This window comes from Aquimarina megaterium XH134, assembly GCF_000520975.1.
Lineage (GTDB): Bacteria > Bacteroidota > Bacteroidia > Flavobacteriales > Flavobacteriaceae > Aquimarina > Aquimarina megaterium.
Genome location: NZ_JACB01000001.1, coordinates 22182 through 35832, shown reverse-complemented (window position 1 = coordinate 35832; position 13651 = coordinate 22182). Strand labels below are relative to the sequence as shown.

11 protein-coding genes are annotated in these 13651 nt (G+C 33.0%); 9 read left to right on the top strand and 2 right to left on the bottom strand.

Annotated elements, in window-relative coordinates:
- The first annotated feature begins 8 nt into the window (after nt 1–8).
- From Z053_RS0100130 to Z053_RS0100100, 7 genes are read left to right on the top strand one after another with little or no spacing between them, the layout of a single operon-like run.
- Nucleotides 9–1196 (top strand): MFS transporter, encoded by a 1188-nt coding sequence (locus Z053_RS0100130; protein ID WP_025663000.1) that lies wholly within the window; start codon nt 9–11, stop codon nt 1194–1196.
- Between the two features lie 9 nt (nt 1197–1205).
- Nucleotides 1206–3665: a GNAT family N-acetyltransferase gene (locus tag Z053_RS0100125; RefSeq protein WP_025662999.1), complete on the top strand. Its 2460-nt coding sequence runs from the start codon at nt 1206–1208 to the stop codon at nt 3663–3665.
- A gap of 11 nt (nt 3666–3676) precedes the next feature.
- Nucleotides 3677–4300, top strand: coding sequence for a GNAT family N-acetyltransferase (locus tag Z053_RS31880; protein WP_025662998.1), 624 nt, complete (start codon nt 3677–3679; stop codon nt 4298–4300).
- Nucleotides 4293–6134, top strand: a complete 1842-nt coding sequence (locus tag Z053_RS0100115; RefSeq protein ID WP_025662997.1) for an IucA/IucC family protein — start codon at nt 4293–4295, stop codon at nt 6132–6134. The genes Z053_RS31880 and Z053_RS0100115 overlap by 8 nt, the downstream gene beginning before the upstream one ends.
- Before the next feature lie 36 nt (nt 6135–6170).
- Entirely contained in the window at nt 6171–7109 is a 939-nt protein-coding gene (locus Z053_RS0100110) for a sterol desaturase family protein (RefSeq protein ID WP_025662996.1), read from the top strand.
- 6 nt (nt 7110–7115) lie between these two features.
- Nucleotides 7116–8234 (top strand): heparan-alpha-glucosaminide N-acetyltransferase domain-containing protein, encoded by a 1119-nt coding sequence (locus tag Z053_RS0100105; protein ID WP_025662995.1) that lies wholly within the window; start codon nt 7116–7118, stop codon nt 8232–8234.
- A 4-nt stretch (nt 8235–8238) separates the two neighbouring features.
- The gene (locus Z053_RS0100100) at nt 8239–9066 is read left to right on the top strand and encodes a crotonase/enoyl-CoA hydratase family protein (protein WP_025662994.1); all 828 of its coding nucleotides are present in this window, start codon (nt 8239–8241) and stop codon (nt 9064–9066) included.
- A 6-nt stretch (nt 9067–9072) separates the two neighbouring features.
- Here the strand turns inward: Z053_RS0100100 and Z053_RS0100095 are convergent, their stop codons facing one another.
- Nucleotides 9073–9621 (bottom strand): flavodoxin, encoded by a 549-nt coding sequence (locus Z053_RS0100095; RefSeq protein WP_025662993.1) that lies wholly within the window; start codon nt 9619–9621, stop codon nt 9073–9075.
- 96 nt (nt 9622–9717) lie between these two features.
- Here Z053_RS0100095 and Z053_RS0100090 point away from each other — a divergent pair, with 96 nt between their 5' ends.
- Nucleotides 9718–10077, top strand: a complete 360-nt coding sequence (locus Z053_RS0100090) for a hypothetical protein (protein ID WP_025662992.1) — start codon at nt 9718–9720, stop codon at nt 10075–10077.
- A gap of 45 nt (nt 10078–10122) precedes the next feature.
- On the opposite strand, the gene Z053_RS0100085 is transcribed toward Z053_RS0100090, so the two are convergent.
- On the bottom strand, nt 10123–11139 hold the full coding sequence (locus Z053_RS0100085; protein WP_152538228.1) for an AraC family transcriptional regulator: 1017 nt from the start codon (nt 11137–11139) through the stop codon (nt 10123–10125).
- 110 nt (nt 11140–11249) lie between these two features.
- Here Z053_RS0100085 and Z053_RS0100080 point away from each other — a divergent pair, with 110 nt between their 5' ends.
- The gene (locus Z053_RS0100080; protein WP_051475956.1) at nt 11250–13637 is read left to right on the top strand and encodes a TonB-dependent receptor; all 2388 of its coding nucleotides are present in this window, start codon (nt 11250–11252) and stop codon (nt 13635–13637) included.
- Nucleotides 13638–13651: the final 14 nt, after the last annotated feature.

Sequence of the window (13651 nt, the reverse complement as noted above, 5' to 3'; positions counted from 1 at the left end):
ACCCTACAATGACTCTAAAAAAAATCCTTATTCTCATGACTCTGGTAGCGGTAGTAAGCGATTATTTGCTACACCCCTTTTATCCACAGTTTTTTGAAGCTCGCTTTGGGGTTACAGACCCCAAATATGTAGGGTATTATTTTGCCGCTATTTGCTTTATGGTGATGATTGCATTTCCGTTTTGGGCATATGTATCCAAAAAAGTAGCTGAGTTAAATATTTTGGTGTATACGCAATGTGTAGCAGGAATATTAGCATTATACTGTTATTGGACCACCTCTTATATTAATTTCTGGATCATATCCTTGGTTATGGTATTATTTAAAGGAAGTTATCTTTTGGTATACCCTTATATCTTAAAAATTATTACCAAAAAAGAGCACACAAGCACGATAGGAGTGCTCTCTGTTGTTGTACATCTAGGAGGGATTTTAGGAGCAGTGATTGGTGGATTGACAGTAGATTTTGTTGATGCCAGTTATATTTTTCTGGCGATGGCCGCTGGAGATTTTATGCAAATGGGAATAAGTATGTATGTACTGCGTAGCAAAAAATATGATACAAATAAAATTATTGAAACTCAATCGACTCTTGATGCTAAGGATAAAATTATTCCCCAAGGTTTTATCCTTAAGATTGGGTTAGTAACGATGATCTTATATTTTAGTGATTTTCTAATCCGCCCTTTTTTCTCATTATACTGGGAAAGCCTCTCTGATTATGATGGTAAATTAATTTCTGGAAGCATATATGCGATACCTGGTTTTGTAGCATTAATTGCACTGTGGATCAATACAAAGTATAGTCCAAAAAATAAAAATAAGAGTATCATATCAGCATTATTTCTAGGAATGATTGGACTCATACTTCAAGGACTTCCTGTTGAGGCCATTGTGATTGTAGGAAGAATTATTTATGGTTGGGCGATTTTTCAGGGAGTAGTGCGTTTTGATGTATTACTGTTTGAGTTTAGTTCACCAAATTCTTATGCTATCGATTACAGTAAGGTCCATTTTTTTCAAAACCTGGGAGTATTACTAGCTTCTTTTTCCGTAGGGATTGTGGTAGATCAACACGGGTTACAAATTCCATTTACAGTAGCATTAGCAGGTTTTTTCATTGCACTAGCAATGTACTATTTCATGTTTATCAGAACAACAATTAGAGCAAGAGCAAAGAATCTAGCAAAAACATAAAGATTTTATATGTCAGTACAAGAACATACAGGTTTAGTAACATCTGCAAAAGAAGGATATGAGTTTTCGTCATCATATAAGAACTTTGGTGATATTCATATACGACATTTTGATGTTGAAACAGACAGTATTGTATTACACGATTGGGTAAATCGAGATTATGCTTTATTCTGGGGTATGCAACAAAGTTCGGTTGAAAAGGTAAAAGCCGAATATGCCAAATTAATACGACCAGATCATTACGATATTTTTGTTGGTGTATATAGAGAACAACCTGTTTTTGTTTTAGAACGTTATCATCCACAACAAGATCTTATCGGAAAATATTATTCGGCCCAGAGCAATGACTGCGGGATTCATATTATAGTAGCACCGCCATCCGAAGGTAAAATTGAAAACTTTACATGGTATATGTTTGATACGATCATGAATTTTGTTTTTCAGGATGAAAAAATACATCGAATTATAGTAGAGCCCGATATACGAAATAAAAAGATGTTTTCGATTTGCCAACGTGTAGGTTTTCAGCTTGATACTATTGTCGAACTTCCGCATAAAACAGCACAACTCGCTTTCTTAACCAGACAAAAACATAACCAACTTAAATTATTTCCACAAATCCATAAACGAAGTGCAATGAATACATTAGACAACGCCGTTTCGCCCCAACAATCTGTATCCCATATACAACCAGAATTATGGGTTAAAGTAAATACTTTACTAATCAAAAAAGCAATATGCGAATTTAGCCATGAGTTGCTTATACAGCCCAGAATAGTAGAAAAACTGGGAGATGGTTGGAATAGGTATACTTTGGAAGCCGATAACCCAGAGATTCGATATGAATTTAGAGGAAAACAATTGGCATTACATCATTTATGGATTAGCGAAGTTTCTATTCAGAAATATGAATCCGAAAAATCGGTAAGGCTAGATGCTATTTTATTTATCAAAGAGTTTAGAGAAAAATTAGGGATTGATACTACTACAATGCCTGTATATCTCGAAGAAATTATTAGCACTCTGTACGGAAGCGCTTTTAAACATGTGAAAAAAAATCCTTTGGCTATAGATTTGGTCTCTGCAGATTTTCAGACTATCGAGCAATCAATGATGGAAGGTCATCCTGGTTTTGTAGCTAATAATGGCCGAATAGGATTTGATAGTAGCGACTATAGATCATATGCTCCCGAAGCCGGAAATTCTTTTTACCTCATATGGTTAGCAGGCCATAAGAGTAGTGCCGTATATGCTGCTATCGAGGATTTACCGTATGAAACCTTAATTGAACAAGAATTAGGAGCAGATACTATTTTGTCTTTTAATACCATAATAAAGAATAAAGGTTTTGATCCAGATGAGTATTATTTCATTCCTATGCATCCCTGGCAATGGTTTAATAAATTGGCCAATATATTCTCTCCAGAGGTTGCCAAAGGAAACTTGATTTGTTTGGGTTATGGTCCTGATCAATACCTGGCGCAACAATCGATACGTACATTGTTTAATATTTCGAACCCTCATAAACTGTATACCAAAACCGCCCTTTCTATCTTAAACATGGGATTTATGAGAGGATTACCTTTATACTATTTGGGTACAGCTCCAAAAATGGCAGTTTGGTTAGAAGAATTATTATATAATGATTCTTATATTAAAGAAACAGGATTTAAGATGCTGGGAGAAATAGGTTCTGTTAGTTATGTAAATCCATATTTCAAGGAGTTTGGGCCACATAATGACTATAATAAAATGCTGGCCTCATTATGGAGAGAAAGCCCGATGGGTATGATAGATGATGGCCAAAAACCAATGACAATGGCCGCTTTTCTACATATTGATCAAACCGGAGAAGCATTACTACCCAAAATTATTGCTGCCTCAGGCTTATCTATCTCAGAATGGTTACAGAATTATTTTAAAGCATATCTAAGTCCGCTAATACACTGTTTTTATCATTTCGATTTGGTGTTTATGCCTCACGGCGAAAATATCATTATGGTATTAGAAAATAACATACCGGTGAAAATATTAATGAAAGATATTACCGAAGAAGCCTGCATTCTTAGTCCGGAAGTTAAATTACCCGAGCACTTGAAACGTATGTATGCTCCTGTTCCCGAAGATGTGAAATTGTTATCTATTTTTACAGATATTTTTGATGGATTTTTTAGATTCATGTCCCATATCCTGGTTGAACATGCTGGATATTCTGAAGAGAATTTCTGGGAGTTAGTAGCAGAAAATATACATCAATATCAGCAACGTTATCCAGAAAAAGCAGCCAAATTTAAACAATACGATCTTTTTGCGCCAGAATTTCATCTATCGTGTCTTAACAGGCTACAATTAAACAACAATAAACAGATGATTGATCTGGATGATCCTGTTGCTTTACTTCAGTTTGCAGGACGATTACAAAACCCTATTGCTGCTTTTAGAAAAGAAAAACCCAGCCCTCTAGTATAAGATCCTTTTTTATGAATAACGCAGCAACCATACCATCCACAGTTTTTTCTAGAACTATTAAAGAGCTCGGAGATATACATTTACGTCTTTTGGATATAGAAAAAGATATAGAAACTATCCACGATTGGGTTACCAGGCCTTATGCTACTTACTGGGGTATGCAAGAGCATACTTTAGAAGAAGTAAGACTTGCGTATCAAGAAATAGTCGAATCAGATCATCATGATGCTTTTATAGGTGTGCTAAATAACCAACCAATTTTTTTAATGGAACGTTACCTTGCTGTAAAAGATCCTATTTCAGCTTGTTATGAAGCAAAGGAAGGAGACTGTGGAATGCATATTTTGGTTAGCCCCATCAAAAAAAAGATTCCAAATTTTACCTGGCATGTATTTTCTACAATTCTCGAATATCTGTTTAGTGATCCTCAAACCAATCGCATTGTTGTAGAACCAGATGTGAGAAATGAAAAAATTCATGTACTCAATAAACGAGCAGGGTTTCAATATCATAAAGAGATTGAATTACCTCATAAAACAGCAGCATTAGCTTTTTGCAATAAGAAAGATTACAAGAAAGCACTCTTACGAGAAGACAATAAAAATATAGCACATAAAAATAAAATCAATGACTAAGTTAGATATGGTAATCCAACCAGAAGTTAATCTTGATCATCTAAGACTCGATATTTGGAAAAAAGTAAATCGAGCTCTTGTTAAAAAAGCAATTAGTGAATTTACACACGAATTACTTTTACAACCAAAACCACAGTATCAGGAAAAATATTGGGGACATTTTGTTTTGGTCTCAGATTTACCAGGAATTACCTATGAGTTTAAAGCCAAAAAACGAAGTCTTGATCATTGGCATATCGATGAGAATAGCCTTGTAAAAAGACGAAATGGAAATCTGGTGACTGTAGATGCCATACATTTTATTTTAGAATTTAGATATACTTTAGGAATTTCTGATGATATGTTGCCCACCTACCTCGAAGAGATTACCAGTACTTTATCCGGAGCAGCATATAAATATCATAATAAAAAATGCTCTTCAAGAGAATTGGTTCAATGTAGTTTTCAGGTAATCGAACATGCAATGACCGAAGGGCATCCCTGTTTTGTAGCTAATAATGGGCGTATAGGTTTTGACGCCGAAGATTACATTAAATATGCTCCCGAAACCGACAATACGTTTCAAATTATATGGCTGGCAGGCCATCGCGATAAAGCAACATTTACAGCGGTAAAAGGGTTTGAATATAAATTATTAATGAGGCGAGAACTAGGAGTTTCTACTATAGCTAAATTTAATGATGTATTAGAAGATTTAGGATTGGATATGGAGTCTTACATTTTTATACCCGTTCACCCTTGGCAATGGCATAATAAGATCATTCATATTTTTGCAGCCGATATAGCAAACATGGATCTCGTGTTTCTGGGAAAAGGAGAAGATCAATATTCTGCGCAACAATCGATAAGAACATTATACAATAAAACGGCTCCTGATAAATTATACACCAAAACAGCACTATCTATTTTAAATATGGGATTTATGAGGGGGCTTTCTCCATATTATATGCAAAGTACACCCCATATCACTGCTTGGATAACCGAATTGCTTAAAGATGATAAATACCTTAAAAAAACAGGGTTTACCATGCTGGGTGAAGTTGCTACTGTTGGATATAAAAACCTTGATTACGAAGTTTTAGGTAAGACAAATGCTCATAATAAGATGCTTTCTGCTTTATGGAGAGAAGTTCCTGGGTCTAAGATTAAAGAAAGTCAACAGGTAATGACCATGGCAGCCTTTTTACATATAGATAATGATAATACTTCATTGTTAGCAGAATTGATACAAGCTTCTTCATTTGATACCGAAACCTGGTTGAAAAAATATCTACAGTGTTATCTAAGTCCTTTATTGCATTGTTTCTATGCTTATGAGTTGGTTTTTATGCCACATGGCGAAAATCTGATTATGGTCATGGAAAATCATACTCCTGTAAAGGCGCTAATGAAAGATATTACCGAAGAAGTAATCGTTTTTAATTCTGAATTAAACTTACCCGAAGAAGTAAAACGCTTGTATACCGAAACCTCTGATAAAATGAAAATACTTTCAATTTTTACAGATGTGTTTGATTGCTTTTTTAGGTTTATGGGAGATATACTAGAAGAATATTGTGAGTATCCCGAAGGACTATTCTGGGAGTTGGTTGCCGATTGCATTAACACATATCAACAAAAACACCCCGAATTAGAAGCACAATTCAAGAAATATGACCTTTTTGTGCCAGAATTTGATAGATGTTGCCTCAATAGATTACAATTGAAAAATACAAAACAAATGCTGAATCTGGCAGACCCTATAGAGAGTTTACAATTAGTAGGAACCCTTAAAAACCCTATTGCAGAGTATCGTAATAATAAAGTAAGGATTCCGGCTATGAGTAACTCATAAAAGAAGATCAGTTTAACCTATTTATTCTAACAAAGCATGAACGAAACAATTCAAATATGGTTAGATAAGTTTCAGAGTATTTCTGGAATTGTTATTATAACTCTTGTCGTTATAGAATGGGTTATTCTGTTTATAACCAGAAAAATAGAAAGCCATAAAGAAGGTGTAGTAAATATAGTATCCTATATATTAGAATCGATTCCGTACATTTTTTTGGGTAAGATTGTGATTTTGGGGATAATGATGTGGGGATATGAATATCGCTTATTTACCTTAGGATATGAATGGTATATATGGGTGCTGGCCTATTTTTTATATGATTTTATGTTTTATGTATTGCATTTTATAGGGCATAAAATTAGATTCTTTTGGTGTATCCATGGGGTGCATCATACCGCAGAAGAAATGAAGCTAACGGTAGCGGTACGAGGATCATTTCTTATTTTTTTGCACATGCCGCATACCATATTATGGCTTCCTCTATTAGGATTTGACCCCTTTATGATTTTTATCATCGAGTTAATAGCAAATTTGTATGGACTTTATGAACATGTGAGCGAAAAACTAATCGGTAGACAGCCATGGTTAGAGTGGATCCTTATAACTCCTTCTTTGCATAGAGTACATCATGCCAAAAATCATAAATACTTAGATACAAACTACGGAGAGACTTTTTCTATTTGGGATAAAATTTTTGGAACCCTACAAGTAGAACTAGATGACGAAAAACCTGTGTATGGATTAATGGGAGATAGTATAAATAGTGAGAGTTTATGGCAAATTCAATTGCTACTATGGAAAGAACTTTGGGCTGATATGAAAACAGCAAAAAAAGTATCAGACAAATTAAAATACTTGATTATGTATCCTGGTTGGAACCATATTGATGGAGGTAAAAAGGCAAGTGACTATAGATCTGAAGCGTGGATACGAGATGAGTTAATAAAGCGAACACAAAAAGAAGCACAAACGTAAATATAGATGAGGAATAATAATAGTAATAGAATTTTAGCAATTGATTTGGCAAGAGGGGTAAGTGTGTTGATGGTAATCATAGTACATACCTTATGGATATATGGCGATATACCTACTCAATCAAATACCTGGCTAGGAGGAGTAGTTCATTTTATAGGAAAAGGAACTCCGATGTTTTTAATTGCAATGGGAGTTTCATTTACCTTATCCAGAAATCAAAGCATAGTATTGTCTATAAAACGGGCATTATATATTCTGGCTGCAGGGTATATTATGAATTTTCTAAAATTTGTCTTACCAGTTCTAATTGGGACAATGCCAGATGCTTTTATAGAAGCCTATGGCTGGACAGTTCCTGCTACTATAGATAACATGATCTATATGTTGCTTACTGGTGATATATTACAACTTGCAGGAGTTTCTCTATTATTTATGGGAATTATAAACAAATTTTCAAAAAACAAATATGTACCATTAATTATTGCATTTATAATAGCTGTAGTAACCAAGGAGGTACACGGTTTCCAATTAGGAATAGGAAGTGTGGATTATATCCTGGACCTAATGTGGGGAGCAAAGTGGAATGTATATTTTGCTGTATTTCCTTGGTTTTCTTTTATACTTATTGGGATGTTCTTCGGAATGTGGTATAAAGAGAAAAATAAAAGTAATGCCCATATATTTAAAAGAATGTTTATTGCAGGTGTTTTTTTGATGCTGATTGGTGGCGGATTGTGTTTTTATAATTTTGAGTATCATTTCGGAGATTATTTTCATTTAGGACCAGGAGGAACTATTTATCTGGCAGGATTCAATTTAGTTCTAATGTGGTTAGCGCATATTTTAGTTACCTATATAAAGACAAACAGAGTTTTTGAGTTTCTATATTATTGTAGTAAACGAGTAACTACAATATACATCATTCAATGGGTAATTATTTGTTGGGGAATGGGAGCTTTAGGATACCAGCAATTTGGGATTACAGCAGTTCTGATTTTGATCCCTTTATATATAATGCTAACACTCGGAATCCAAAAATTACTGTTTGATAAACCATTTTGGTCGAAGAAAACAAGAAAACAAAATAATATCACAAAAAATTCAATATCTCTACAAAAACCTTAATATCATGCGACAATTTAATTGTGTTACTATAGAATATTTCAAAGAGCAAGAACTTTTATTTTGGAAAATCAAAGATACGGGAATGCCAAATTTTTGTCTGGATGGTCTTCGGGAATTTAGGGAGTTCGCAATTTGGGTAAAAGAATACTTTTCACACCCGGATCGTCCTCTTAAATTTATTGTTTCGGCTTCAGAACATGACGGAATCTATAATATGGGTGGAGATCTTCCTTTTTTCTTAAAAAATATTAAAACAAAAAATGTAGAGAACCTAACGACTTATGCGCATTTGTGTATAGATGCGATTTATAATATTTACACTTCTTTTGGTCTGCCTGTAATAAGTGTAGCTTTGGTAGAAGGAAATGCGTATGGAGGCGGGTTTGAATGTGCATTGGCACATGATTTTATAATTACGGAAGAAAAAGTACAGTTTTGTTTACCCGAAAATAAATTTAATTTATTTCCAGGAATGGGAGCCTATAGTTTACTGTATAGAAAATTAAACGCAATAGATGTCAATTCAATAATAAAAAGCGGAAGAATCTATAAAGCAAGATATTTACAATCATTAGGATTAATTGAAGAATTGGCCGAAAAAGGAACTGCTCTAGTATCTTTACATCTCTTTATTAAAAGAATAACCGAGAACTTCAATTTTGAATACCATCACATACAATGTAAGAAAAGTGTTTTTCCACTAGAAAAAGAAGAACTTTTGAAGGTTACAGATTTATGGGTAGAGGCATGTATGAAAATCAATACATTTGACCTTCGTAAAATGGAAATTCTCATAAATGCACAATCTAGAAAAGCTAAAGTAGAAATCTAAAATAGATTAACTTAAAATGGCTTCTTCTAGTACCAGATAAGGCTTTAATTCTAATTTTAATTGATGAATCCATTTTTCTAAACGTTCATCGCTTAATTGAGATTCGTTATCATGATCTAATGCGAGACCATAAAAATAATCTTCTTTTCCTTCTATGACAGCTACAGAATCTGTAAATCGGTATCCTTCGATGGGCCAATGCCCAATGATTTCTCCTCCATTTTCTAATACGACTTTGGCAAGTATCCCAATACCATCCACAAAGTATTCTCCATACCCGATTTGATCTCCCAAACCATAAATAGCCACTACTTTATCGGTAAAATCAATTTCTTTAAAATCATCAAAGAAAGTCTCCCAGTCACTTTGCAGATCACCATCATACCATGTTGATAATCCTAAAATTAGGATTTTAAATTGATCAAAATCTTCTTTAGATACATCATCAATTTCTCTTACATCTAACTCTTCACTATCCCAAAGAGAAACAAAATCTTTGGTAATATCATCAGTACATCCGGTATCTGATCCATAGAACAAGCCTATTTTCTTCATAATGGTTATCATTAAATATTTCTACAAAAATATATTATTTTTAATTATTCTAAATAAAAATAATACAATAAATTTGAATATCGAAATTTAATAGATATGTATATTTTAGATCCATTATATTGTAATAGTACTGGTGCCGCTTATACGGTAAAAAAAAATGAAGACGACGACGAAGCGCAACAAAAAATACAATTGCAAATAGGTGATATTGCTGTTTTGATGAATAATAAAGAAATAAAAACTTTTCTTACTGTTATTCGCTCTGCCCGAAAAGGATGTCAATGTGAGAATTGCGATAATCAAAACTCTTATAAAACCATAAAATGTAATACTCCTCAAGTAGAAATTAATTTTAAGTTAACTCCAGAAATTTTGGATGGATTAGAAGAATTAGTCTTAGGAGTTTTATTTCATAAAGAATATAAAGATATCCTAGAAAATAATAAGATAAGTTAGTAGGTCAATTTGTTAGGAAACATTAATATGAATAATTAAGTCGTTTTACCGTATGGTCTCTAATCCTCTTTGTCTGTATTTTTTAGGAGTAATACCCTCGAGTTTTTTAAAAGCTGCAGTAAAATGAGTTGAATTTTTATACCCTACTAATTCTGAAATCTCATATATTGGTTTTTTGCCGTGTTGTAATAGTTTTTTTGCTTTACTCATTCTCAAATTCAAAGCATACTCAAAGATTGTTGTACCAAAAACACGTTTAAATTCTTTTTTAAGTATAAAGTCATTGAGCCCAACCATACGGGTTAATTCGTGAACAGAATATTGAATGGTTAAATCAGAGTTTATAATAAATTGGACTTCATATAACTTTTTAATTAGGTGGTTATCAGTGTTTAATATTTCAGTTTTAGAATTCTTTTGTATATCTAATTGTAGAGATAGTAGTTCTAGTACTTTTGATTCGAGAAATAAACGTTTTAATAGGCCTTGTCGAGTATCGGTTAATAGCTCTGCAAGTATTTCCTGAGTTTTGGTACATAGAGGTTTTGTAAACTCTTTATCCTGTTTTTCTAATTCATATTTTTCACGAATTCCATATGCCGAGTCGAGTTTATGTTTTTTGATAAAATCCAGACTCATTCTGATCTTAATCTCTTTAAAATATTTGTTTTTATGATATTTAATAGACCCAGAAGTTTGGGATATATATACGAGATAACTTTCCTGGCTTTCATAAATCAGATCATAATTTTTCTCATTAATTTTAATGATTTGTTCACCATCAATTAGGTAAGAAAGCTCTAGTGCATTTATCGCATACGTACCATGAATATCGAAATCCTTGTTTAAGGATACATCAAAAATTGCTATATGTAATCCATCAAAATGGATATACTCTATATAACCATCTCCATATTCAGGTAGGAATTGAAATTTTTTTGTAAGTATACCACAGTGTTCCTGGGTATTAATTAGTTCTGTAACAGTAAGTAATGTGCATTTTTTTTGATTGTTTGAGTTTGTTGTTTTTGACGACTCTATATTGCGTCTTTTTTTATCCATAATGCGTCATTTTTCTCTTTCCCTAGATACTAATTTTGCAATTAAATTTATTTAGACCAAATATAAATAATAATATAAAGTCTAAACTAAATTGTTTAAAAAAAATTGTAATGTCAGTGATTATTTTAAGAAAAAACAGCGCTCTTTTTTTTCTGTTTTTATACGCAATGGTCTGTAACGCTCAGAGTAAGGTAACAGGCGTGGTTTTGGATCAGAATTCTAATCCGATTCCCGAAGCATCTATACAGGTTTTAGAACATCAAGATAGAGGGACTGTAAGTGATTTTGATGGTAACTTTAGTTTAGAAATACCTCCGGGATCCTATACTCTAAAAGCTAGTTTTGTAGGTTTTAAGAACTACATCAAGAAGATCGTAGTAGATAATTCAACAACTGCATCCTTAACAATTGTTCTACAAGAAGATATTAAGGAGTTAAGTGATGTGATTGTAAAAGCAAAATCTAACGCTCGAAATACAAGAGAAAAGGCATTTGAAGTTGAAGTTGTACAGACCAAAGGACTTAAAAATGTAAGTGTAGATGTCAACTCGATTTTAATGACTATTCCTGGTGTAAATGTAAGGCAGAGAGGTGGTTTAGGCTCTGGTTTTGACTTTTCATTAAACGGTTTATCTGGTAAGCAGGTTAAATTTTTTATCGATGGTATTCCTTTAGAAAATTTTGGGAGCTCATTATCGCTAAATAATTTCCCAGCAACTTTGGTAGAGAGAGCTGAGGTCTATAAAGGTGTTGTTCCTATATATTTAGGAGCAGATGCCTTGGGAGGAGCAGTAAATATTATTACAAACCAACGCAAGAATAATTTCCTGGATGTATCTTATGATACGGGGTCTTTTAATACGCATCGTGCTACAATAAATGGACAATATTATAGCAAAAAAGGCTTTGCTGTAAAAGTTTCTTCGTTTTATAATTATTCTGATAATGATTATAAGATAGATGGTATTGAAATAAGAGATGAACTGGGTAATGATACAGGAATCAGACGTGATAATGTAAGACGATTTCATGACGCATATAATTCACAAATGATCAGTGTTGAAACCGGTTTTGTAGATAAAAAATTTGCAGATAAATTACTGGTTGGGATTACCGCATCAGCCAATAAAAATGAGATTCAGCACCCTATTGATCCTCAGAACCCTTTTGGCGAAGTTTTTACAGAGAATGATGTAACTAAGGCTTTTGTCATTTATGAAAAAGCAAATCTACTCAAGGAAAAGTTAAAAGTAAAGTTATATGCTTCTATTGGTCAAAATAATGATAAGGTAGTAGATACTTCTGCACGAAAATATGATTGGTTTGGTAATTTTATAGAAAGGGGAGACCAAAACTTAGGAGAACTTGAATTTAGTAAAACTTTATTTGAATTTAAGGATAATACACATTTGATTAATGCTTTTGGAAGGTATAAGATCAATGACTGGAGCAAGTTCAATATTAATTTTACCAAGAATTATATTAAAAGAAGAGGTGAAGATCCTGCCAGGGTGGGAAGAATACCTTTTAATGACCCCCATATTATAGATAAAAATATATTTGGTGTATCCTATGATTTAGGCTTGTTTGATGATACCTGGAATACCACACTATTCGCTAAAGGATATTTATTAAACTCAGAAGGTATTATTGAAGATTCATTTACTACTGTAGAAGCAGATCGTTTTACAAAGATTGAGAATACATTCGAAGAACTGGGATACGGATTTGCATCGACCTATAAATTTTCTGATCACGTTCAGGTAAAAGGCTCGTTTGAGAAAACATTTAGAATTCCTGATGGCTATGAGGTATTTGGAGATGGGTTTCTATTGAAATCAAACCCCGAATTATTACCAGAAGAAAGCTATAATGCAAATCTTGGAGTTCTTTTAAATACAGATATTAATAAGTTCAAATTGCGTTTTGATACTAACGTTTTCCTTAGAGAATCAGAGAATTTTGTTGCAATTCGATCTGAAGGGATTTTTTCTAGATTTTATAATACTGCAGCAGCAAGAAGTACAGGGGTGGAAGGAGAAATTAGAACATTATATAATGATATTCTATTTCTGGATCTTAATGCAACCTATCAAAATATTATAGATCGTAATGTAGGAGGGAATTCTGGTGTTGATTTTCTAAAAAATCAACGAATTGCTAATATCCCATATCTATTTGGTAATGCCAGAATAGGATGTAATTTAAAAGATATTTTTTCTACAAACGATCAAGTAACATTCTCCTGGGGTTCTTACTACGTACACGATTATCCACTTACCTCTTTTGTAGAGGGAGATCCAAATGAGAGAGATATTATACCAGAACAACTGTCACATAATGTACAGCTAGGATACTCTTTTAAAAAGGGAACCTATAATATATCTGTACAGGCACGAAATATAACAGACGAGAAAGTGTATGACAATTTTGAAATACAACAGCCAGGAAGAGCTTTCTATGTAAAATTAAGATACTATTTAACAAACAAAAACTAGTAATAACTATAAAA